Origin of the sequence: uncultured Jannaschia sp., assembly GCF_947494025.1 — a bacterium.
Classification (GTDB): domain Bacteria; phylum Pseudomonadota; class Alphaproteobacteria; order Rhodobacterales; family Rhodobacteraceae; genus Jannaschia.
Genome location: NZ_CANLTQ010000005.1, coordinates 122,357 through 144,669, shown reverse-complemented (window position 1 = coordinate 144,669; position 22,313 = coordinate 122,357). Strand labels below are relative to the sequence as shown.

Genomic DNA, 22,313 nt, shown 5'->3' with positions numbered 1-22,313 from the left:
GGTGCCATGGCCCGATGCGGCCGTGGCACCGGACGTGGCGAAATCTGACGGGCGGGAGGACGACCGGCAAACACGCGCGGCCGACGCCGTCGCTGCGGACGCAGTGTGCACTCGCGCACTTTCTGCGGAGCAGCGTTGCAATTGCAAAATGACGGGCCTGCTATAGGTTCCATCGCGACCGTTTTGCGACGGCGTGGAGGATTCATAGCCGGCCGCGTCGTTTTGCGTGCAAAGGATTTGCCTGATGTTCCGTTCCGCCGTCGCCGCTCTCGTCCTGTTCGTGCTTCCCGTCGCCGCCCAGGAGGAAGGGCAGGATCGCCCGCCCCCCGCCGTCACCGTCGAGACGCTGCAACCGCAAAGCGTCACGCTGACCACGACGCTGCCGGGTCGCGTGCATCCGTCGTCCGAGGCGGAGGTGCGGCCACAGGTCAACGGCATCGTCATTGAACGGCTGTTCGAGGAGGGCTCCGAGGTCGAGACAGGGCAGATTCTCTACCGCGTCGATCCCGCCACCTACGAGGCCGGCGTCGCACAGGCCAGCGCGTCCGTCCGTCAGGCCGAGGCGCAGCTCCGCGCCGCCGAGCGCGAGGCCGGGCGGATCACCACGTTGCAGGAGCGCGGCATCAGCAGCGCCGCGGTCGGCGACGACGCCGTCGCCGCGCGAGACAGCGCCGCCGCCGCACTGGAGCTTGCGAACGCGCAGCTCGAATCCGCCGAGCTCGAGCTCGACCGCACGGAAGTACGGGCGCGCCTGTCCGGCACGATCGGGTTCTCGGAGGCCAGCGAGGGGGCGCTCGTCACGGCGAGCCAGGCCACGCCGCTCGCCGTGATCCGGGACATCGATCCCGTCCATGTCGACGTCACCCAGTCCGCCGCCGAGTTGCTCACGTGGCGCCGCCGCCGCATGGAAGGCGGCGCGGGCATGGCGACCGAGGTGCGGCTGACGCTGGCCGACGGCTCGCTTTACGAACAGACAGGCGAGCTGACCGCCGCGGAGCCGCATGTCAACGAGACCACCGGAGTCGTCGTGCTGCGCCTCGAATTCGCCAATCCCGACGGTCTGCTCCTGCCCGGGATGTACGTACAGGTAGATATGCCGACCGGCACCGTCGACGACGTGTTCCTTGCCCCGCAGGAGGGGGTGAGCCGCGACCGCCGGGGCAATCCGACCGCGCTCGTGGTCAATGCGGACGGCGTCGTGGAACAGCGGGCGCTGACCATCCTGCAGGATCGCGGGTCGGACTGGATCGTTCAGGAAGGGCTCGAGGCGGGCGACCGCCTGATCGTCGCGGGCGGCCAGAACGTCGCTCCCGGTGCAACGGTTACACCCGAGGAACGGGAAAGCATCGAGTCGCCCCAGGAGACGCCGGCCGCCGCGACGATGCCCGCGGACGACGCGCCGACCGAGGGCGCAAAAGGCCCGCCGCCCGCCGACGCCGCACCGGTCCCCGCATCCGAGGCGACCGGCGCCACCGACACCGCACGCGCGCCCGCGGGGACGGCCGCTGCGGCAACGCCGAAGTTCGCCTCCACCGCCGGCGAGGACGGATAGACCATGTCACGCTATTTCATCGACCGGCCCGTTTTCGCCTGGGTCATCTCCATCTTCGTCATGGGCGTCGGCATCCTGTCGATCTTCAACCTGCCGGTCGCGCAGTACCCGCAGATCGCGCCGCCCACCGTCACCGTCTCGGCGACCTATCCTGGCGCCTCGGCCCAAACGCTCGCGAACACTGTGACGCAGGTCATCGAGCAGCAGATGACCGGGCTGGACGGGCTGAGATACTTCTCCTCGACCTCTTCCTCCGCCGGCACCACGCAGATCACACTGACCTTCGAGACCGGAACGGACGCCGACATCGCGCAGGTTCAGGTCCAGAACAAGCTCGCGCAGGCCTCGCCGCTCCTGCCCGAGCCGGTGCAGCGGCAGGGCATCACGGTCGAGAAGTCCGCCTCGGGCTTTCTGCAGGTCGTGGCCCTCATCTCCGAGGACGGCACCTACGATCAGGCCGATCTGTCCGATTATCTCGACAGCAATATCGTCGACGAGATCAGCCGGATCGAAGGGGTCGGCAGCGTCCAGGTCTTCGGCTCGCCCTATGCGATGCGGATCTGGCTCGACCCGTCCAAGCTCGCCGCCTTCGAACTCGCCCCCAGCGATGTCGTCGCCGCCGTGCGCGAGGAGAACGCGCAGATTTCGGCCGGCGCGTTCGGTACCCGCCCGACCGCCTCCGATCAGGCCCTGACCGCCACGATCACCGCGCAATCGCTCCTTTCGACCCCCGAGGATTTCCGTCAGATCGTGCTGCGCGCCGAAACCGACGGGGGCCTCGTGCTTCTCGACGACGTGGCGGAGGTCGAGATCGGCGCCGAGAACTACAGCACCGAGAGCCGGTTCAACCGCGCGCCCTCGACGGGCATGGCGATCAGCCTCGCCTCCGGCGCCAACGCGCTCGACACCGCCACCGCGGTCGAGCAGCGGATGGAGGAGTTCGCCCGGAGTTTCCCCGAGGGGATCGACTACGTCATCCCCTACGACACGACGCCTTTCGTCGAGATCTCCATCGAGGAGGTCGTCAAGACGCTGGGCGAGGCCATCGTGCTCGTCTTCCTCGTCATGTTCCTGTTCCTGCAGAACTGGCGCGCGACGCTGATCCCGACGCTCGCCGTGCCCGTCGTGCTCCTGGGCACGTTCGGCGTGCTGGCCGCGGCGGGCTACACCATCAACACGCTGACCATGCTGGCCATGGTGCTCGCCATCGGCCTGCTCGTGGACGACGCCATCGTTGTGGTCGAGAACGTCGAGCGGGTGATGGAGGAGGACGGGCTCGGCCCGCGCGAGGCGACGCGCAAGTCGATGGGTCAGATCACCGGCGCGCTCATCGGTATCGCGATGGTGCTGTCCGCGGTGTTCGTCCCCATGGCGTTCTTCGGCGGCTCGACCGGCGTCATCTACCAGCAATTCGCGGTCACCATCGTCTCGGCGATGGCCCTCTCCGTCGTCGTCGCGATCACCCTCACGCCCGCGCTCTGCGCGACGCTCCTGAAGAAATCCGACCATGCGAAGACGCGCGGCCCCTTCGGCTGGTTCAACCGGGGCTTCAACGGGACGCTCCGGGGCTATGCCGGCAGCGTGGGCTGGATCATCCGGCGCCCCCTGCGGGTGGGCCTGATCTACGTGGCGCTCGCGGTCGGCATGGTCTTTCTGTTCCTGCGCACGCCGACGGGCTTCCTGCCGGACGAGGATCAGGGGATCATGTTCACCCTGATCCAGACCCCGACCGGCGCAACCATCGACCGGACCATCGACGTGCTGGAACAGGTCGAGTCGTACTACCTCGAAGCGGAAGGCGACATCGTCGAGTCGGTCTTCGGCGTTGCCGGGTTCAGCTTCGCCGGTGCCGGCCAGAACATGGGCCTCGCCTTCGTCCGCCTGAAGGACTGGGAGGAACGCACCGCGCCGGATCAATCCGTGCAGGCCCTGCAGGGCCGCGCCTTCGGGGCGTTCAGCCAGATCCGCGACGGCATGGTGTTCCCGATCGTGCCCCCCGCCGTGATCGAGCTGGGCAACGTGTCCGGCTTCGACTTCTACCTGCAGGCTCGCCTCAACCAGACCAACGACGAGCTCTACGACGCGCGCAACCAGCTTCTGGGCATGGCCGCGCAGAGCCCGCTCATCGCCTCGGCCCGGCCGAACGGGCTGGAGCCGGCGTCGCAGTACAACATCGACATCGATTGGCGAAAGGCCGGTGCGATGGGGGTTTCGGCGACCGATGTGAGCACGCTCCTCTCCATCGCCTGGGCCGGCAACTACGTGAACGACTTCGTCGACCGCGGCCAGATCAAGCGGGTCTACGTTCAGGGCGAAGCCGAGGCCCGGAGCACGCCGTCTGACATCGAGCAATGGCGCGTCCGCAACGCGAACGGCGAACTGGTGCCGTTCTCGAACTTCGCCACCGGCAACTGGACGCAAGGCGCACAGGGCATCTACCGCTACAACGGCGTGCCGGCCATGCAGATCCAGGGATCTCCCGCGCCCGGCGTCTCCTCCGGCGAGGCGATGGCGGAGATGGAACGTCTGGTCGCGCAGCTCGACGGCTACGACATCGCCTGGACCGGCCTCTCGCTCGAGGAAATCGAGAGCGGCAACCAGGCGCCGCTTCTCTACGCACTCTCGCTCGCGGCCGTGTTCCTGTCGCTGGCGGCGCTCTACGAAAGCTGGACGATCCCCTTCGCGGTGATGTTCGCGATGCCCATCGGCGTGCTCGGCGCGCTGGTCGGCGCGTGGCTCGGGGGCTACCAGAATGGCGTGTTCTTCCAGGTCGGCCTGCTCACGGTGATCGGCCTGACCGGCAAGAACGCCATCCTGATCGTCGAGTTCGCCCGCGAGCGCATGAACGCGGGCGAGCCGCGGTTCGAGGCGATCAAAGAAGCCGCGCGGCAGCGGTTCCGTCCGATCATCATGACGTCCATGGCCTTCTCGCTCGGCGTGCTGCCGCTGGTCCTGAGTTCGGGGGCCGGGGCGGGCGGGCGCAACGCCATCGGCGCGGGCGTCCTCGGCGGGACGATCTCGGCCACGGTGCTGGGCGTGCTTCTCGTGCCGCTCTTCTTTTCGGTGGTGATGCGGGTCTTCGGCGGCAAGAAGGTCGACCGTCCCGCCACCGCCGAGGGGGCGGACCAGCCGGCAGAGTGACGTGGCCGTCTGGGCGGGACCGAGAGCCCGTCCGGAACGGCCAGGAGGCTCTGCCGCGCAGGCGGATGAGGTTGGTCTTTACGCTGGTCTCGTCCACGAAGACGAGCCAATGCGGCTCCGTCCGCATTCGCGGCAGGCGCCGGCGGACCCGGTCCCGCCGGGCCTGCCGGATCGCGGGCCGCCGGGTCTCCGTGGCGATCAGCGACTTTTTTGACCCTGAACCCCCAGCGGCACAGCGCCCGGCGCAGCGAGGCAGGCGCCGTCTGCACGCCGGTCGCGTCTTCCAGCGCGCAGGCTAACTCCGGCATCGTGATGTCCGCGTTCGCCCCCACATCTCGCGCAGCGCGTCGCGATGGGGGCCGAGCTTGCCCGCGCCCGTAGGGGAGTGCCACCCGGATCGCCCAGCGGGGAGACTGGCAGGAATATTCGGGAAGCGAGGACGCGGTCTAGCCGGCCACCCATTCCTCGAAGGCCGCGATCACCGTCCCGGTGATGCGCTGCGGACCCGGTCGGTCGGGCCAATCGCGGTCCTGCGCGGAGCGGATGTCGAAGGCAGCGGCGCTTCGAACCTTCGCGAGCTCGTCCCATGTCACCGGAACGGCCGCCGGCGCCCCGGCCCGGGCCCGGAGCGAGAACGGCGCGATGGCGGTGGAACTGCGCTCGTTGCGGAGCCAATCGACGAAAATCTTCCCCTGTCGGCGCTTCTTCGACATCTTCGCCGTGAAGCGGTCGGGCTCGGCTTCGGCGAGATGCGTGGCAAAGGTCTGCGCGAAGCCCTTCATCGTGTCCCAGCTCGAAGAGCGGTGCAGGTCCACGACGACATGCACGCCCTTGCCCCCGGTCAGGAGCGGCCAGCTTTCGAGGCCCAGCCGCGCGAGCACGTCGCGGATGTGGGCGGCGGAGTCCCGGACCTTCGCGAAACCCACCCCATCGTCGGGGTCGAGGTCGAAGACCATCCGGTCGGGCCGATCCATCCGGTCCCGCCGCGCGCCCCAGACGTGGAACTCGACCGCGCCCATCTGCGCCGCGCCGACGAGGCCGGCGGCGCTGTCGAGGTAGATGTAGGGTTTCGTTTCGCCGTCGCTCTCCTCGATCTCCACCACCTTCACCGCGTCGGGGAATCCCTTGCCCGCATGGCGCTGGAAGAACCGCTCGCCCTCCAGCCCCTCGGGCAGGCGGACGAGAGAGACGGGGCGATCGGCCACGCAGTCGAGGATGCGGTCGGCCATGGTCGCGTAATACTCCGCCACATCGCCCTTCGTGATCCCCGCCTCGGGGAAGACGACGCGCTCGGTGGAGCTGACGGCGATGCCGGCGATCCGGGGCCGGTCCGATTTCGCGTCGCTCTTCCTTTCCGTCTTTTCCATGCGAACCTCCCCCGCGGGTTTGTCCTCGCGCAGGCCGAGGAACACCGCCTGCCGCAGACGCCCGTCGCCCGTCATCTCGGCGTATTTGACCTCGGCGACGAGTTCGGGCGTTACCCAGACCACGCCCCGCGCCTCGTCGCGGGGGGCCTTCACCGGCGCGGTCCCGCGTTCAAGCGGCGCGAGCCTGTCGGCCACCTCCCGCATCGCGTCGGCGTCGAAGCCGGTGCCGGTCTTGCCGACGTAGCGCAGGGCCTCCCCGTCGCGTGCGGCCAGCGCGAGGGAGGCAAAGGGACGGCTGCGCTTGTCGCTCCGCTGCCAGCCGACCACGACGAACTCGGCCCGCTGCTCGCACTTGACCTTCAGCCAGTCGCGTGAGCGGCCGGATGCGTAGGGCGTGTCGAGGCGCTTGGCGATCAGCCCTTCGCCACCGGCCTTGCAGATCGCCGCGAAGACCTCGTCCGCCGCGCCCCGGATCACCGGCGAGGCCTGCAGCAGGCCAAGCGGCGGCGCGTCCTTCAGGAGCGCATCAAGCGCCGCCCGCCGCACCTCCAGCGGCTTGCCCGCGAGATCCTCGCCGTCGTGGTGCAGGAGATCGAAGGCCTGAAACGTGAAGGGCCCGCCCGCTTTTATCGCCTTCTGCAATGTGCCGAAGCCGCTCAGGCCCGCGCCCGCGGCGATCTCCCCGTCGATCAACGCGGTATCGCAAGGCAGATCCTCGAAGGCCGGCAGGAGCGGCGCGAAACGGTCGGACCAGTCGAGGCCGCTTCGGGTGAGGATGCGCGCGCCCCCCTTCCCGATGGGCACGAGCGCGCGATAGCCGTCGAACTTGAGCTCGTGCCAATGCGTCTCGGGGTCGGCGAGGTCGTCGGTCAGCGTGGCGAGCTGCGGCTTCGGCACCTTGGGCGCGGACGCCTTGCGCGCGGGCGGATCGCCGGGCGCGTCCCCCCGGCCGATCGCGGTCATGGTCCGGCGCGTGCCGACGCTCCGGGTGTAGCGACGCACCGGATCGCGCTTGCCCGCCGCCTCGTCGCGACCCTTGATGAGGAGCCAGTTCTCGCGTTTGCCCTCGCGCCGCATCCGCACGAGCGTCCACCGGCCGGTCAGGCGCTGCCCGTGGAGCGCGAAGGAAAGGTGGCCCTTCGCCAATCCCTTCGCGGCCGGTTCCAGCGGCTGCCAATGGCCGAGATCCCAGAGCATGACGCGGCCGGCGCCGTAGCTGTCCTCCGGGATCACGCCCTCGAAGCCGAGATAGCCGATCGGGTGGTCTTCCGTGCGGACCGCGAGCCGCTTCTCCCTCGGGTCGAGGGACGGCCCGCGGGTGACGGCCCAGCTCAGCAGCGCCCCCTCCCATTCGAGACGCAGATCGAAATGCAGGCGCGTCGCGTCGTGCTTCTGGATCGAGTAGCGCAACGCCAGGCCTTCGGGGCTGCCGGCATCGCGCGGCTCGGGGGTCCGGTCGAAGTCGCGTTTGGCGAGGTAGGCGTCGAGGCTGGTCATGTCAGGCGGACTTCTTGCGGCCGGAGGTCCCCTTCTTCGCGGCGGCGTCCTTGGCCTTGCTCCCGCCCTTGTCGGATTTGAGGCTTTCCTTCAACGCGGCCATCAGGTCGACGACGTTGCCCTCGTCGCCCGTTCCGCCGCCGTCGCCGGTGGCGCTCGCGCGCTTCGTCTTCTTGTTCTTGCGCTTCGACTCGATCAGCGCGCGCAGGGCGGCGTCGTAATGGTCCTCGAAGCTTGCCGCGTCGAAAGGCGCCGTCTTGCGCTCGATGAGCTGGGTCGCGACGTCCAGAAGTTCTTCGTCGGCAGGCTCGTCCTCGATGTCATGAAACAACGGATCCGCCTCCTTCAGCTCGTCGGCGTAGAACAGCGTCTCCATCACCAGACCGTCGCCCGAGGCCTTGATGGCGCAGAGATATTCCTTGCCCCGCATCGTGAGTTGCCCGAGCCCGATCTTTTCGGTCGCGCGAAGCGCGTCGCGGACCACGCGATAGGCGTCCTCGGCCAGGTCGTCGGCGGGGACGATGTAATAGGGCTTGTCGAAATAGAGCGGGGGGATCTCGCAGGCGCCGACGAACTGCACGAGTTCCAGAGTTTTCTTGGTTTCGAGCTTGATCGCGTCGATTTCCTCGGGTTGCAGGAGGAGGTATTCGCCGTCGCCGACCTCGTAGCCCTTCATGATCTCGTCGCTCTTGACCGGACCGACGCCCGCGACCGTCTTTTCGTAGCGGATGCGCTTGCCGGTGGGTTCGTGAATCTGACGGAAGCTGATCCGCGCGCCGGACCGCGTGGCGCTGTGGATTTCCACCGGGATCGCGACCAACGACAGACGGAGCTGTCCTTTCCAGACTGCACGGGATGCCATGACGTCGTCCTCCGAATCCGGGACAAACGCCGCAACGGTCCAATTGGTTCTGCGCCGGACGGCGGCCGTTGCCGTCAGGTCACGGTCTGTGACCCGGCGATCTCCAGCAGCGAGCCGCACCCGAACGCTGCTGCGTCGAAGACGAGCAATGCGTCGCGCGCGCGCCGGTCGACGAACTCGCACGGCGTGCCGGTCATCGCAGGTAGCTCGCGCCATTGATGTCGATCACCGCCCCGGTCAGCGAGACGTTGCGACGGTCGAGTGCGAAGGCCACGGCACGCGCCACCTCGGCCGGCTCGGCCAGCGCGCGGATCGGGATCTCCCCGAGCGCGGCCGCCTCCCCGTTCTCGGCGATGTAGGCCTCAGCCATGGGCGAGCGGACCCAGCCGGGCGAGATGGCGACGCAATGGATGTTCTCGGTCCCGAAATTGCGCGCCACGGTCTTGGTCAGGTTCATCAGCGCGGCCTTGCCGCAGCCATAGGCCATCGCGTCCGCGGTGTATCCGCGCTGCCCGGAGCGGGAGCCCATGTTGACGATTCGCCCGCCGCCGGTCTCGAGGAAGTGCCGGATCGCGGCGCGGGTCAGGTCGGCCGCTGCCTGAAAATTCACCTGCATCTCCCGCGCCCAGTAGGCGTGCCAGGCGTCGAGGTCGGCATCGATCGTGAGCTCGCTGCGGATCGCGGCATTGTTCACCAGCCCGTCGATGCGCCCCGCCAGCGAAACCGCATCCTCCCAGAGCGCGGTCGCCGCGACGGGGTCGGTGAGATCGGCGCGCAGGGCGCGGGCGCCGCCACCGATCTCCGTCGCCAAGCGCTCCGCCGCGTCCGCGTTCGAGACGTAGTGCAGAAGCACCCGGGCCCCGTCGGCGGCAAGGCAGCGGGCGATCTCCACCCCTATGGTTCCCGTCGCCCCGGTCAGCAGGATCGTCTGGTCGTGAAACGGCAAGGCAGCCTCCCTATGGATCGAGGCCGAAGGTAGGCCGGGCATCCGCTGGCCCGCAACGGGAATACGGGTCTCAGGCGGCTTTGTATCCGCACGAGACGCTCCGCAACTGGTCCCGCAAAAAAGCCTGCGCGACATCTGGCGGAGCCAGAGGACGCGCAGGCCACGGTCAAGGGAACTGGATACGCACTGAAACGTTGGAACTCGTCCTGACCGATACGAGACACTAAATAACTTAACGGAAATTAATCGTCACGTAAAGGTGAGGAAACCCTTACTTGTGCAATTCCGGGCTCCGGCCCATTCAGCGTCGTTCCCCGCCAACGCGAAACCAGCGATATTCGTAGGGTTCGAGTTCGACCGCGTCGGTCTCAACCCGTGAACCCTTCGCGCTCGGCTGCAGCAATTCGGTGAGCGATCCGGAAGCCAGCTCCGCCGCCGCGACCTGAATGGCTTCGTCGCGAAGGTTGTGCAGCGTGACGATCTCCCCGTTCTTCCACCGGCTTCTGAGGCCGAGCACGCCATGGGGGAGGTCCGGCACGAGGCTCCATTCGCCCCAGCCGATCTCGGGGCAAGCCCGGCGCGTGTCGATCAGCGATCGGACCTCCGTCAGCAGCGCGCCGTGGCGGTTCCGCTGCGCCGCGACGTTGGTTTGCCGGTAGCCGAGCGGACCGTCGGCCACCGGCGGACGCACCGGCGCGTCGGACGTGGAAAACCCGCCGCCCGGCTCGTCGGCCCATTGCATCGGCGTGCGCACCGGATTTCGCTCCGGAAGGGACAGATCCTCGCCCATTCCGATTTCGTCCCCGTACCACAGGACCGGCGTGCCGGGCAGCGCGAAGAGCAGGGATTGCGCGAGCAGGATGCGTCGCTGGTCACCGCCGAGCATGGGCGCGAGCCGCCGACGGATGCCGCGGTCATAGATCCGCATGTCCTCCTTGGAGCCGAAGGCGTCGAAAACCTCCTGCCGTTCGCTCTCGCTGAGCTTGTCGAGCGACAGCTCGTCGTGGTTGCGCAGGAATGTCGCCCATTGCGCCTGTAGCGGGGGTTCGGTCGGACGGGAGCGCAACGCCTCCTCGATCGGCCCGGCATCGCCCCGCGCCATGGCGAGCCAGATCGCCTGGTTGAGCGGAAAGTCGAACAGCATGTGCATCCGCTCGTCCGTCTCGAATCCGCGGCCGCCGAAATATTTGGGCGCCTTATCGCGGACGATGTTGGCCTCCGCCAACAGGATCGCCTCCGCCTTCCGCCAGGACAGGAAGTCGCGGATCTCCGACAGGAGCAGCAGCGGATCGCGGTCCGGCTCCTCGTCGAGACCCTTGTACTCGACGAGAAACGGCACCGCGTCGATGCGAAAGCCCGACACGCCGAGTTCCAGCCAGAACCCCATGATCCGTTCGATCTCCTCGCGCACGGCGGGGTTGGCGATGTTGAGGTCGGCCTGGAACTGATAGAAGCGGTGCATGTACCAGGCCTGCGCCGTCTCGTCGTAGGTCCAGACCGCTTCCTGCACGCCGGGGAAGATGATGCCCTTGGCGATGTCCTCCGGCTTCTCCTTCGACCAGACGTACCAGTCCCGATAGGGCGAGTCGGGCGAGGACCGGGCCGCCCGAAACCAGGGATGCTCGATGGAGGTGTGATTGACCACGAGGTCGACCAGAACGCGCATCCCGCGATGACGCGCCTCGCGGATGAAGTGGACGAAGTCGCCCAGACTGCCCAGCCGCGCGTCGACCGAGTAGAAGTCCGAGATGTCGTAGCCGTTGTCCTTGTTCGGCGTCGGATAGAACGGGTTGAGCCAGATCGTGGTGACGCCCAGTGCCTCCAGATGGTCGAGCCGGTCGGCGAGCCCCTGGAAATCGCCCACGCCGTCGCCGTTCGAGTCCATGAAGGTCTCGGTGTCGAGGCAGTAGATGATCGCGTTCTTGTACCACAGGTCGAGCATGCGGAGGCCTCAATCGGGTTCGTACAGAATGGCGAAAGCCTCGTAGGGGGCGAGCGTCACGGTCCCGTCGATCCGCGTGCGCGGCGCCACGTTTCCCACGAGACAGCGACCCTCGGCCTCCATCCCGCCGGGCGGATCGAAGGCCACCTCCTCCGCCGTCCAGTTGGCGACGACGACGAGGGCGCGACCCTCCAGGTCGCGGCGATAGACGAAGACGTTCGGGTGGTCCGGCGCGATCGGAGTGTAGCTGCCGAAGACCACGATGTCGTGCTCGCGCCGGAGCCGCACGAGATGGCGGTAATAAGCAAGGACGGAGTCCGGATCATCCTCCTGCGCGGCGGCGTTGATGGTGGCGTGGTTCGGGTTGACCCCGATCCAGGGTGTGCCGGTCGTGAAGCCGGCCTCGGGCCCGTCGGTCCACTGCATCGGCGTTCGGGCGTTGTCGCGGCTCGACCGTCGCGCGCCGGCGAGAAACTCCGCCTCGGACATGTCGGCCGCGCGCATCAGCCGATGCTGGTTCAGCGTCTCGACATCCCGATACTGCGAGATGTCGTCGAAACCGGCATTGGTCATGCCGAGCTCCTCGCCCTGATAGATATAGGGCGTGCCCTTCATCAGGTGCAGGACGGTTGCGAGCATCTTGGCCGACCGCACCCGCCATTCGCGCGCATCGCCATAGGTCGACACGGCCCGCGGCAGGTCGTGGTTGCTCCAGAAAAGCGAGTTCCACCCGTCGTCGGAGAGCGCCGCCTGCCAGCGGTCGAACACGGCCTTGAGCCCTGTGAGCTCGATCGGATGCGGCTCCCATTTCCCGTGCGCGTCGTCCCAGAAGCGGGTAACATGCGCGAACTGGAACACCATGGACAACGCGTCGCGATCCCGCCCGCAATAAAGAAGCGCGTTCTCCGGCGTTGCGCTCCAGGCCTCGCCCACGGTGACGATGTCGCGGCCCTGCGCGGTGGCCGCCATCATCTCGCGGATATGCGCGTGCAGATGCGGGCCGTTCGCGGTGACGCCCTCGTCGACCTCCTTGCCGATCAGGTCGATCACATCCATCCGGAACCCGGCGATCCCGCGGTCGAGCCACCAGTTCATCGTCGCGTGGATGTCGGCGCGCATCCTGGGATTGTGCCAGTTTAGGTCGGGCTGGCCGGGATCGAAGAGGTGCAGGTAGTATTGCCCCGATCCGCCCGGATCGAGGCTCCAGGCCGGGCCGCCGAAGCTCGATTCCAGGTCGTTCGGCGGCCCCCCGTCCGGCGCCGGGTCACGCCAGACGTAGTAGTTCCGATAAGGCGCGTCCGGCCCGCCCGTTGCGCTACGGAACCACTCGTGCTCGCTGGAAGTGTGGTTCACCACGAGGTCCATGACGATGCCGATGCCCCGGGCCCGGGCCTCCGCGATCAGCCTGTCCATGTCCTCCATCGTCCCGAACTCGGCCGCGATGGCGCGGTAATCGGCGATGTCGTAGCCGTTGTCGCACATGGGCGACGCGTAGACGGGCGAGAGCCAGACGAAGCCCACGCCGAGCCGTTCGAGATAGTCGAGCTTCGAGACGATGCCGGGGATGTCGCCGATCCCGTCGCCGTCGCTGTCGGCGAAGCTGCGCGGATAGATCTGATAGGCGGTGGCGCGGGTCCACCAGGGTGCGGTCGCAGGGTCCATTCCGGCAACCATAGGGCGGGCGGCGCCCAACGCAACGCCGCGGCGCGGGCATCGGCGCGTCACCCCGCGATCATTCTCGACAATCCGACGCGGGGTTGCGAAGTCAGAACGCAGGCGAGGAAGGCGTTTGCGAACCGGACGGCACGACCGCCCGGCTTCGACGAACAGAGGGAGAACACGGATGAACCGCGAGGATTTCGAGAACCGCACCGCCATCGTCACCGGCGGCGCGCAGGGCATCGGCCGCGCCGTGGCCGAACGGCTCCGCCGCGGCGGCGCGCGGGTCGCGCTGTGGGACATGGATGCGGATCTGGCCCGGACGGCGGCCGGCGAGATCGGCGGCGGGGCCATCGCCGTGCGCGCCGACGTGGCCGACTGGGACAGCGTCGAACGGGCAATGGCCGAGACGCTGGAGACGTTCGGACGCCTCGACATCGTGGTGAACTCCGCCGGGATCGCGGGCTCCAACACCACGGTTGAGACCTACGACGTGGCCGAGTTCCACCGGATCGTGACGATCAACCTGATGGGCACCTTCCACGTCAACCGCGCCGCGGTGCCCGCGATGCGCGAGGCGGGCTACGGCCGGATCGTCAACATCGCCTCCGTCGCGGGCAAGGAGGGCAACCCGAACGCCTGCGCCTATTCCGCGTCAAAGGCCGGCGTGATCGGGTTCACCAAGTCGCTCGGCAAGGAGCTGGCCGATCTCGACATCGCGGTGAACTGCGTCACGCCCGCCGCGGCGCGGACCCGGATCTTCGACCAGATGAGCCAGGAGCATATCGACTACATGCTCTCCAGGATCCCGCGCGGACGGTTCCTCGAGACGGGCGAGGCCGCCGCGATGATCGCCTGGCTCTGCTCCGAGGAGAACAGCTTCACCACGGCATCCACCTTCGACCTGTCGGGCGGACGGGCCACCTACTAAGGCGAAAGACGGGGATCAGGGGGTGATCGCCTTCGACGTGAAGCGCCCCGGCCATGCCGCCACGCCGACGCGAAGCATTACGCGGTCCGCCTTCGACGAGCGGGCGAAGGCTGGTCGTCGAAGGCCGAGCCGCAAAGGCCGTCTCCGGGCAATGTGCGCAAGCGTACGGCCGGAACACCGGCTTTCGCGCGCGCATTTGTCTCGGTCGGTCGGGCACGCCGCCGGACCGAGGGCAATGCGGGCGCGGCCGGGGCCGGCCCGCGGATCGGGGGAGCGATGCCGAATTTCGTCGATGCCGACGCGACCGGGGTGGAGGTTCACGACGACCGCTTCCTTGGCGCGGTGCTCGGCAACGCCTGGCTCGAGCGCCTCGCCACCGGCTTCCGCTGGGTCGAGGGGCCGGTCTGGATGGGGGACTGGAACTGCCTGCTGTTTCAGGACCTGCCGGCGAACCGGACGATGCGCTGGTCCGATGGCGTGTTCGGCGCGGAGGGACGGGCCGAGATCTTCCGCGCGCCCTCCCATTACGCCAACGGACAGGCGCGCGACCGGGAGGGGCGGCTGCTCACCTGCTCCCACGGCCTGCGCGCGGTGACGCGGACGGAGCGGGACGGCAGCGTCACCGCGATCGCCGACAGCTACGACGGCCGGCCGCTCAACACGCCCAACGACATCGTCGTGGCCCGCGACGGCACGATCTGGTTTTCCGATCCGCTTTACGGGCTCCTGTCCGACTACGAGGGCGGCCGGCGATTGAGCGAGCAGACGCCGGCCGTCTACCGCATCCCCCCCGGCTCCGACCGGCCCGAGCGGATGATCGACGACCTCGCCGGCCCGAACGGCCTTGTCCTGTCGCCCGACGAACGGCGGCTTTACGTCTCCGAGACGGGCGACGAGACGCGGGCCGATCCGGACCAGTTCATCCGGGTCTACGACCTGACCGAGGATGGCGCCCTCTCGAACGGACGGGAGTTCGCCCGCGTCGCGCCGGGCTGCTCGGACGGCATGGCGATCGACGAGAGCGGCTGGCTCTGGTCGAGCGCACGGGACGGGGTGCATGTTTTCGCGCCGGACGGCACGCTTCTAGGCAAGGTCTTCGTGCCGGAACGGGTCTCCAACCTCGCCTTCGGCGGGCATCTTCTGAACCGTCTGTTCATCACGGGGGCGACGTCGCTCTACGCGCTGACGGTGAACGTGCGCGGCGCTGCCGCCTGACTCCCCCGAAAGATGCGGAGCGCGGCCCCGCCCCGCGCGGCGGCCCGCGGGCATCGGACCGCTCTATCCGGCCGGCGCGTCGTCCGCGATCAAGCCCGACAGGGCCGTCGCCGCGGCCTGGAGGTCCGGCAAATGGGCAAGCATCGCATCGCTGTCGAACCGCTGCCGGGGCGCGTGAAAGGACAGGGTCGCGACGAGCCGGCCGTGCGCGTCCGGGATCGGCACGGCGAGGGCCACCATACTCGACATGAACTCCTCGCGGTCGAGCGAATGGCCCTGCCGCCGGATCTCGCCCAGTTCCTCCCAGAGCCGTTCGCGGTCGGTGATCGTATGTTCCGTCCGCGCCACTAGGTCGGTCGCGTCGAGGTATTGCCGGCGATGAGCCGCGTCGAGCGAGCTGAGATACATCTTGCCCGAGGCCGTGCAGTAGAAGGGGACCGTGGTGCCGATGGGAAGCTGGATGCGCAGCGGCCACTCCGTCTCCACCCGCTCGATGTAGCGCATGGCGCCGCGGTCGGGCAGCGCGATGTTGCAGGTTTCCCCGACCTGAGCGCTCAGCCGCCGCAGGACAGCGAGCCGCGCCGTGCGGATGCGCAGCGAAGCCAGAATGCCGCCCGCCATGCTGCGCAAACGCTGGCCGGGCGAATAGGTCCGTCCGTCGAGATCGCGCTGCAGGAACCCCTCCTCCTCTAGCGTGGCGAACAGGCGGTGGATGGTGGGCTTCGGCAGGCCCAGCGACTCGTTCACGCTGGTCGGCGTGACCGGAACGCCCGCACGCGCGACGTGCTCGATCACCGTCAGCAACCGGAGGTTCGTAGGTATCTTTCCGCTTTCGGGGCCGTCCATGTTCCTCGATCCCTCAGCGGCCGGGCAGGAGCGCGGTCGACAGCGTCGGCACCAAGGCCACGGCGCTCCAGACCGCGACGAGCGCGGCGAGATAGGCCAGCATGTAGCGCAACAGGCGGAAATAGGGAACGCCCGTCACCCCGGAGGCGACATAGAGGTTGAGCCCGTAGGGCGGAGTGATGAAACCGATCGAGGCGCCGACCGGGAAGATGACGGCGAACTGCACCGGCTCCACCCCGACCGACTGCGCGACGGGGCGAGGATGGGCACGAGGATGATCGTGACCGGCAGGCTTTCGAGGACCATGCCGGCGGCGAAGACGATGGCCATCGCGGTGAAGAGTACGGCGTGGTAGCCGCCCATGCCGGTCACGAAGTCGCCGATCACCTCCTGCGCGCCGAGCACCGAGAGGAACTCCTGCATCACGATGGAGACCGCGATGAGCGGGGCGAGGATGCCGGTGATCCGCGCCGAGGGCATGGTGATCGATGGCAGCTCCAGCGGTCCAAAGCCGCGCACGACCAGCATCTCGGCGTAGCCGCGCTCTTCGATGCCGGGCCGCTCGCCGCCCCGGCCGCGGTTCACGGGGCGGTAAAGCGGCAGACAAAGGGAGCCCACGATCACGCCGAAGCCGACCGTCACCCCCGTCGCCTCCGTCGCCTCCGTCGCCTCCGTCGGGGAGAACGTGCCGGTATAGATGTCCCAAAGCACGAGGCCGATGGCGAAGAAACCGAGCCATGCGCCGATCTCCGACCCGACAGGCGGAACAGATCCCGTCGCGATATGCCGCTGAGCGCACTCGCGTAATTCATTGAAATTCCTCGGTATATAGACTTGTGGTATCAATACTGGGCCGATGGAGGCTCTCGAACACGAAACAGTTTCGCAGCAGGTGGATACGACAGGCGAAGGAACCGGCAGCATGCGCGATATCGCGGCAGATTACGTGATCGTCGGTGCCGGGTCCGCCGGCTGCGTCCTTGCCAACCGCCTGTTCGCCGACCCCGCGAACCGCGTCGTCCTGCTGGAAGCCGGGGGACGGGACTGGAACCCGTGGATCCACATTCCGGTCGGTTACTTCAAGACGATGCACGACCCCTCCGTGGACTGGCGCTACCGGACCGAAAGCGATGCGGGGCTGAACGGCCGCCGCCTCGATTGGCCCCGCGGCAAGGTGCTGGGCGGGTCGTCCTCGCTCAACGGCCTGCTCTACGTGCGCGGCCAGGCGGAGGATTACGATCGCTGGCGTCAGATGGGGAACACGGGCTGGGGCTGGGACGACGTGCTGCCGCTCTTCAAGCGGTCGGAGGCGCAGGAGCGCGGCGCGGACGACCATCACGGCGTGGACGGCCCGTTGTCGGTGTCGAACATGCGCCTGCAACGGCCGATCTGCGACGCATGGGTCGCCTCCGCGCAGGCGGCGGGCTACCCGTTCAACCCGGACTACAACGGCGCCGAACAGGAGGGCGTCGGCTACTTCCCGCTCACCACCCGGAACGGACGGCGCTGCTCCAGCGCGGTCGCGTTCCTGAACCCGGCCCGGTCGCGGCCCAACCTGACCATCGTGACGCACGCACAGGCGCAGCGCGTGCTGGTCGAGGGACGGCGGGCGCGCGGCATGATCTATGCCGACCGCAGCGGCAAGGCGCGGACGGTCCAGGCGCGCGCGGAGGTCATCCTCGCCTCCGGCACCATCGGCTCGCCGCAGCTTCTGAAGATGTCCGGGATCGGCGCCGGCGCGGAGCTGTCGCGGCACGGAATCGAAGTCGTCCACGACCTGCCCGCCGTGGGAAAGAACCTGCAGGACCACCTTCAGGCCCGGCTCGTCTTCAAATGCAACGAGCCGACGTTGAACGACGAGGTGCGCAGCCTCGCCAACCGGGCCCGGATCGCCCTGAAATACGCGATGTTCCGCTCGGGGTCGATGGCGATGGCGGCGAGCCTCGCCGTGGGCTTCGTCCGCACGGGCGAGCATGTCGCGACGGCGGACATCCAGTTCCACGTCCAGCCCTGGTCCGCCGACAGCCCCGGCGAGGGCGTGCACCCGTTCTCGGCCTTCACCACCTCCGTCTGTCAGCTCCGCCCCGAAAGCCGGGGCGAGATCCGCCTGACCTCCGCCGATCCGGCCTCCTACCCGACCATCCATCCGAACTACCTCGCGACCGAGACGGATCGCCGGACCCTCGTGGCGGGCGTCCGGATCGCGCGCCGCATCGCCCGGCTCGACCCCCTGCGGGGCAAGATCGCGGAGGAGTTCCGCCCCGGCGCGACGCTCGATATCGACGACGACGCGGGGACATTCGACTGAGCGCGCAACAATTCCGCCTCAATCTATCACCCGACGGGTACCTGCCGCATGGGGCCGGACGCGGGCGCCGTGGTCGATCCACGGCTGCGGGTCCGGGGGATCGAGGGGCTCCGCGTGGCGGATTGCTCGATCATGCCGGAGATCGTGTCGGGCAACACCAACGCCCCGGCGATCATGATCGGCGAGAAGGCCTCGGACATCATTCGCGAGGATGCCCGCGCCGGCGCGATGGCCGGAACGGCCTGAGGCGGGCCGGCATCCTCGTCGGCTCCGCCGCTCCGCCGCTCCGCAGGCGGACGACGCGGACCCGTTGCCCCGACACGGGAAGGACTACCTTCGACCACGGATGGAAAGGCTGCCTGCCCTCGATGTCGCGCGGAAGAGCGGCGCTCGGCGCTCCCGGACGAGCATCCGTGGCGTCAGGAAAGCGGTGAAAGGAAATGCCTATGTCGTTCCGGACCGAGAAGTCGCTCGTGCGCGACCATTTCGCGGCGCTCGAACGGGCGCATCCGGAAACCGTCGTCGGAATCCTGTCCGCGCGCACGTCGCCGGACTGGCTCTGGCGCGGCGTACATCCGTTTCAAGAGCAGCGCGGCGCGGCGGCGGTGGCGGACACGTTCTGGCAGCCGTTCCTCCGCGCGATGCACGCGGTGCAGCGTCGACCCGACATTTTCTTCGCCGGACGCAGCGAGCTCGCGGCGGGCGGGGTCTGGGTCGTGCAGATGGGCCACTTGATGGGCCTGTTCGACGCGCCCTTCCTCGGCATCCCGCCCACCCGGCGGATCGCAATGTTACGCTATGCGGAGTTCAACCGCGTCGACGACGGCCGCATCGTCGAGACGGCGTTCTTCTGCGACCTGCCCCACCTGATGCGTCAGGCGGGGCTCGACCCGTTTCCCGAACAGACGGCCCAGCACCTCGTCCAGCCGGGGCCGCGCACGCATGACGGGCTCCTGCTCGCGGATGCCGACCCGGCCGAGGGCGCGGCGACGCTCGCGCTGATCGAGACGATGATCGGCGACATCAACACCCGGACGCGCCTCGACGGCCCGGAACGGGAGCTTGCCCGGTGCTGGCACGACGACATGGTCTGGTGGGGCCCCGAGGGAATCGGCGCGACCTACACGATCCCGCGCTACATCGCGCAGCACCAGCGGCCCTTCCGGGAGGAGCTGTCGGGCCGGACCTTCAACGGCCACGTCGCGCGGCTCGCGGAGGGTTTCTACGGCGGATTCTTCGGCTGGCCGAACCTGACGCTCACGAATACCGGACGCTATCTCGGCCTCGACGGCGACGGCACGACGCGAGCCGACATGCGGGTGGTCGACCTTTACCGCCGCGACGGGGACAAGCTGGCGGAGAACTGGATCTTCATCGACGTCCTGCACTTCCTGCACATGCAGGGCGTCGATGTCCTGCCCGGACCCGCCGGTTGACCGGGCATCCGGATTGGTTCGCAACAGCGCCGTCGGACGCATCCGACATAACGTCGCAGGCGGCGAACCCGGACCGTGTTCCGTTTGTCTACGGAAATACGCGGATTGTCCGGATCGTGCCCGCGAGGCATCGCGTTCGGGACGGAACGCACGAAGGTTCAGACGGCGGTCGGGCATGTTGCGGTGATACCCGGCCGCCCCAGCGTCACGCGAAACGCGCCGAGACACAGGTCATCCGGCTTCGACGGGGAGAATGGAATGAGCACCACCACGACGGCGACCCTCGCGGCCTGCGCCCTTCTAGCGACCTCCGGTCTGGCCACGGCCGAATGCGGGATCGAGAGCGGCTCCGTCCGGATCCTCTCGAACGATTTTGCCGCCCTCCATGCCGTCGCGGATGCGGCGGAGACCTGCGCGAGCGACAGTGTCGAGGTGACCCGGAACCAGACGGAGGAACACAAGAATCTCCAGGTGCCGGCGCTGTCGATCAACCCCGCGACCTACACCGTCGCGATCGTCGCCACGAACTCGATCGTGCCGCTGCTCAACGACGACCTGATCCGCCCGCTCGACGACCTCGTGGCCGAGCACGGGCAGCAGCTCACCGATCAGCAATTGATCCGCGTCGGCGGCAACGTCATGGCCATTGCCTTCATGACGAACGCACAGCACCTGTTCTACCGGGAGGACATCCTCGAAGAGCATGGCATCGCGGTGCCCACGAGCTACGAAGAGGTCTTCGCCGCGGCGGAAACCCTGCGCGAGGCCGGTGCGATGGAGACGCCGCTCGCGGCGAGCTACAAGCCGGGCTGGGATCTCGGCGCGGAATTCGTGAACACCTATCTCGGCACCGGCAACGACTTCTTCGTCCCCGGCTCCGCCGAGCTCGCCATCGACAACGAGGACGGCCTGCGCACGCTGGAGACCATGAAGCGGATGGTCGATTACATGGACGCCGACTGGGCGACCTACGACAGCAACGGCCAGAAGCCCGCCTGGGAGGCCGGCGACGTCGCCCTGTCGATCCAGTGGGGCTCGCGTGCCGGGGCCTACATCGCCGACGACAGCCCGGCGCCCGCGATCGCCGAGGCCACGGCCTTCGCCGCGTCGCCCACGATCGCGGACAACGCGATCCCGGCGGTGGCGATGTGGTGGGACGGCTTCGCCATCGCGAAGAACATCTCCGACGAGGACGCGGAGGCGTCGTTCATCGCGATGATGGAGGGCATCTCCCCCGGAATGATGCAGGAGAACGCCGATGCGGCGGTCTGGCTGATCGACGGCTACGCGCCCACGCCGGCCTCGGAGGGCGTGATCGCCAATCTGCAGGGCGGTGCGCGGCCCTTTCCGATGCTGCCCTATATGGGCCTGCTGCACACGGCGCTCGGCGACAACCTCTCCGAGTACCTGCAGGGCGGCGAAAGCGCGGAACAGGCGCTGGCCGACGTGACCGCGGCCTACACGACGGCCGCGCGGGAAGCCGGGTTCCTGAACTGAGCCGACCCTCGCGGAGCCGGGAGGCCGGCTCCGTCCGCTTCGACCCGATCCGCGCCGCAGGACGGTCCGGAAGGAGACGGGGATGCCGCACAAGACCTTCCTCGCCTTCATCTGGCCATCGCTTCTGGCGATGGTCCTGTTCATCGCCGTGCCGATCGTCTCGGTCGCCTACCAATCGCTCTTTATCGAGCACGAGCAGATCCTGATCACGTCCGAGAATTGCGGGCCCTTCGGCTGCACCTCCTCCGTCAGCGTCGACCGCGCCGCGATGGCGCGGCTGGCGGAGGAGCAGCCGGCCGGCCGCTACAACGGGCTCGGGACCTACACCAACAGCAGCCATCTCGCCACGGACGAGATCGCCGGGATCGTCGCGACCAGCGAGAACTTCAACGAGATCCGCAACCGGATCATGAACCTGCCCTTCTACAAGGCGCTTGTCTTCACGCTGACCTACACGTTCGTCGTGACGCCGCTGGTGATCGCGCTCGGCTTTGCCATCGCGGTGGTCGTGAACGCGATCCCGCAGATGCTGAAGGGGCCCGTGATCTTCTTCTCGCTCCTGCCGATGCTGGTGACGCCCCTCGTCGGCTCGCTCGTCCTGTTCTGGATGATCGACAGCCGCGGCATCATCGGGGCGGGGCTGCAATCGCTGTTCGGCGATCCGGACCTGTCGCTCAAGGCGTCGCCGACGCTCACCTGGATCACGCTCTTCACCTACGGCGTCTGGCATTCGGCGCCCTTCGCCTTCGTCGTCTTCTACGCCGGGCTCCAGACCGTGCCCACCGACACGCTGGAAAGCGCGATGGTCGACGGCGCCAGCCGGTGGGAGCGGGTCCGCTTCGTGGTAATGCCCTACCTGCTGCCGCTGGCGAGTTTCATCGCGCTGATGCAGCTCATGGACAATTTCCGCATCTTCGAGCCGATCATCGGCTTTTCCGCCGCCGCGAGCGCGACGTCGCTCAGCTACCTCATCTACAACGACCTGCGCGCCGGAAACTCGCCGCTCTTCGGGTCGGCGGCAGCCACCTCGATGCTGACGATCGTGGGCGTCGTCATCCTTCTGCTGCCGGTGCTTCGCCGCAACTGGCGCGAATTCAACCGCAAGATCTGAGGG

At 68.2% G+C, this 22,313-nt stretch carries 14 protein-coding genes and 2 pseudogenes; 8 read left to right on the top strand and 8 right to left on the bottom strand.

Annotation, left to right across the window (positions count from 1 at the left end):
• Window positions 1-244: 244 nt before the first annotated feature.
• Window positions 245-1,552, top strand: coding sequence for an efflux RND transporter periplasmic adaptor subunit (locus Q1B08_RS09805; protein ID WP_299817615.1), 1,308 nt, complete (start codon window positions 245-247; stop codon window positions 1,550-1,552).
• A 3-nt stretch (window positions 1,553-1,555) separates the two neighbouring features.
• A complete protein-coding gene (locus tag Q1B08_RS09800; protein WP_299817613.1) occupies window positions 1,556-4,693 on the top strand; it encodes an efflux RND transporter permease subunit in 3,138 nt (1,045 codons plus the stop codon).
• Window positions 4,694-5,139: 446 nt separating this feature from the next.
• On the opposite strand, the gene ligD is transcribed toward Q1B08_RS09800, so the two are convergent.
• From ligD to Q1B08_RS09770, 6 genes are all read right to left on the bottom strand, one after another.
• On the bottom strand, window positions 5,140-7,557 hold the full coding sequence (gene ligD / locus Q1B08_RS09795; protein WP_299817611.1) for a DNA ligase D: 2,418 nt from the start codon (window positions 7,555-7,557) through the stop codon (window positions 5,140-5,142).
• 1 nt (window position 7,558) lies between these two features.
• On the bottom strand, window positions 7,559-8,419 hold the full coding sequence (locus tag Q1B08_RS09790; RefSeq protein ID WP_299817609.1) for a Ku protein: 861 nt from the start codon (window positions 8,417-8,419) through the stop codon (window positions 7,559-7,561).
• Between the two features lie 74 nt (window positions 8,420-8,493).
• A complete protein-coding gene (locus Q1B08_RS09785) occupies window positions 8,494-8,616 on the bottom strand; it encodes a hypothetical protein (RefSeq protein ID WP_299817607.1) in 123 nt (40 codons plus the stop codon).
• A complete protein-coding gene (locus Q1B08_RS09780; RefSeq protein ID WP_299817604.1) occupies window positions 8,613-9,365 on the bottom strand; it encodes an SDR family oxidoreductase in 753 nt (250 codons plus the stop codon). The genes Q1B08_RS09785 and Q1B08_RS09780 overlap by 4 nt, the downstream gene beginning before the upstream one ends.
• 301 nt (window positions 9,366-9,666) lie before the next feature.
• Window positions 9,667-11,307 (bottom strand): alpha-amylase family protein, encoded by a 1,641-nt coding sequence (locus Q1B08_RS09775; protein WP_299817602.1) that lies wholly within the window; start codon window positions 11,305-11,307, stop codon window positions 9,667-9,669.
• A gap of 9 nt (window positions 11,308-11,316) precedes the next feature.
• On the bottom strand, window positions 11,317-12,969 hold the full coding sequence (locus Q1B08_RS09770) for an alpha-glucosidase (RefSeq protein ID WP_299817600.1): 1,653 nt from the start codon (window positions 12,967-12,969) through the stop codon (window positions 11,317-11,319).
• Window positions 12,970-13,150: 181 nt separating this feature from the next.
• On the opposite strand from Q1B08_RS09770, the gene Q1B08_RS09765 reads away from it, so the two are divergent.
• Window positions 13,151-13,897 carry an SDR family NAD(P)-dependent oxidoreductase gene (locus Q1B08_RS09765; protein ID WP_299817598.1) on the top strand — a complete coding sequence of 249 codons (747 nt, stop codon included), beginning with the start codon at window positions 13,151-13,153 and terminating at the stop codon, window positions 13,895-13,897.
• Window positions 13,898-14,173: 276 nt separating this feature from the next.
• The gene (locus Q1B08_RS09760) at window positions 14,174-15,112 is read left to right on the top strand and encodes an SMP-30/gluconolactonase/LRE family protein (protein WP_299817596.1); all 939 of its coding nucleotides are present in this window, start codon (window positions 14,174-14,176) and stop codon (window positions 15,110-15,112) included.
• Window positions 15,113-15,175: 63 nt separating this feature from the next.
• Here the strand turns inward: Q1B08_RS09760 and Q1B08_RS09755 are convergent, their stop codons facing one another.
• Together Q1B08_RS09755 and Q1B08_RS09750 are read right to left on the bottom strand one after the other, a co-directional pair.
• Window positions 15,176-15,958 carry an IclR family transcriptional regulator gene (locus Q1B08_RS09755; RefSeq protein ID WP_299817594.1) on the bottom strand — a complete coding sequence of 261 codons (783 nt, stop codon included), beginning with the start codon at window positions 15,956-15,958 and terminating at the stop codon, window positions 15,176-15,178.
• Between the two features lie 13 nt (window positions 15,959-15,971).
• Window positions 15,972-16,705: pseudogene (locus Q1B08_RS09750) on the bottom strand (TRAP transporter large permease subunit); the annotation flags it as partial.
• Window positions 16,706-16,880: 175 nt separating this feature from the next.
• Between Q1B08_RS09750 and Q1B08_RS09745 the strand changes: the two are divergent.
• The 4 genes and pseudogenes from Q1B08_RS09745 to Q1B08_RS09730 all read left to right on the top strand — a co-directional run bounded on the left by Q1B08_RS09745 (window position 16,881) and on the right by Q1B08_RS09730 (window position 22,310).
• Window positions 16,881-18,512, top strand: a pseudogene (locus Q1B08_RS09745) (GMC family oxidoreductase N-terminal domain-containing protein).
• A 200-nt stretch (window positions 18,513-18,712) separates the two neighbouring features.
• On the top strand, window positions 18,713-19,702 hold the full coding sequence (locus Q1B08_RS09740) for an ester cyclase (RefSeq protein WP_299817592.1): 990 nt from the start codon (window positions 18,713-18,715) through the stop codon (window positions 19,700-19,702).
• A gap of 258 nt (window positions 19,703-19,960) precedes the next feature.
• Window positions 19,961-21,199 (top strand): extracellular solute-binding protein, encoded by a 1,239-nt coding sequence (locus Q1B08_RS09735; protein WP_299817590.1) that lies wholly within the window; start codon window positions 19,961-19,963, stop codon window positions 21,197-21,199.
• Window positions 21,200-21,281: 82 nt separating this feature from the next.
• Window positions 21,282-22,310: a sugar ABC transporter permease gene (locus Q1B08_RS09730; protein WP_299817588.1), complete on the top strand. Its 1,029-nt coding sequence runs from the start codon at window positions 21,282-21,284 to the stop codon at window positions 22,308-22,310.
• The last annotated feature ends 3 nt before the right edge of the window (window positions 22,311-22,313 follow it).

Excerpts from the sequence above, each read along its gene's own strand:
- Q1B08_RS09790 (WP_299817609.1), bottom strand. The coding sequence starts at position 8,419 with ATGGCATCCCGTGCAGTCTGGAAAGGACAGCTCCGTCTGTCGTTGGTC.
- Q1B08_RS09785 (WP_299817607.1), bottom strand. The coding sequence starts at position 8,616 with ATGACCGGCACGCCGTGCGAGTTCGTCGACCGGCGCGCGCGCGACGCA.
- Q1B08_RS09805 (WP_299817615.1), top strand. The coding sequence starts at position 245 with ATGTTCCGTTCCGCCGTCGCCGCTCTCGTCCTGTTCGTGCTTCCCGTC.
- Q1B08_RS09765 (WP_299817598.1), top strand. The coding sequence starts at position 13,151 with ATGAACCGCGAGGATTTCGAGAACCGCACCGCCATCGTCACCGGCGGC.
- Q1B08_RS09760 (WP_299817596.1), top strand. The coding sequence starts at position 14,174 with ATGCCGAATTTCGTCGATGCCGACGCGACCGGGGTGGAGGTTCACGAC.
- Q1B08_RS09800 (WP_299817613.1), top strand. The coding sequence starts at position 1,556 with ATGTCACGCTATTTCATCGACCGGCCCGTTTTCGCCTGGGTCATCTCC.
- Q1B08_RS09775 (WP_299817602.1), bottom strand. The coding sequence starts at position 11,307 with ATGCTCGACCTGTGGTACAAGAACGCGATCATCTACTGCCTCGACACC.
- Q1B08_RS09730 (WP_299817588.1), top strand. The coding sequence starts at position 21,282 with ATGCCGCACAAGACCTTCCTCGCCTTCATCTGGCCATCGCTTCTGGCG.
- Q1B08_RS09740 (WP_299817592.1), top strand. The coding sequence starts at position 18,713 with ATGTCGTTCCGGACCGAGAAGTCGCTCGTGCGCGACCATTTCGCGGCG.
- ligD (WP_299817611.1), bottom strand. The coding sequence starts at position 7,557 with ATGACCAGCCTCGACGCCTACCTCGCCAAACGCGACTTCGACCGGACC.
- Q1B08_RS09770 (WP_299817600.1), bottom strand. The coding sequence starts at position 12,969 with ATGGACCCTGCGACCGCACCCTGGTGGACCCGCGCCACCGCCTATCAG.
- Q1B08_RS09735 (WP_299817590.1), top strand. The coding sequence starts at position 19,961 with ATGAGCACCACCACGACGGCGACCCTCGCGGCCTGCGCCCTTCTAGCG.
- Q1B08_RS09755 (WP_299817594.1), bottom strand. The coding sequence starts at position 15,958 with ATGGACGGCCCCGAAAGCGGAAAGATACCTACGAACCTCCGGTTGCTG.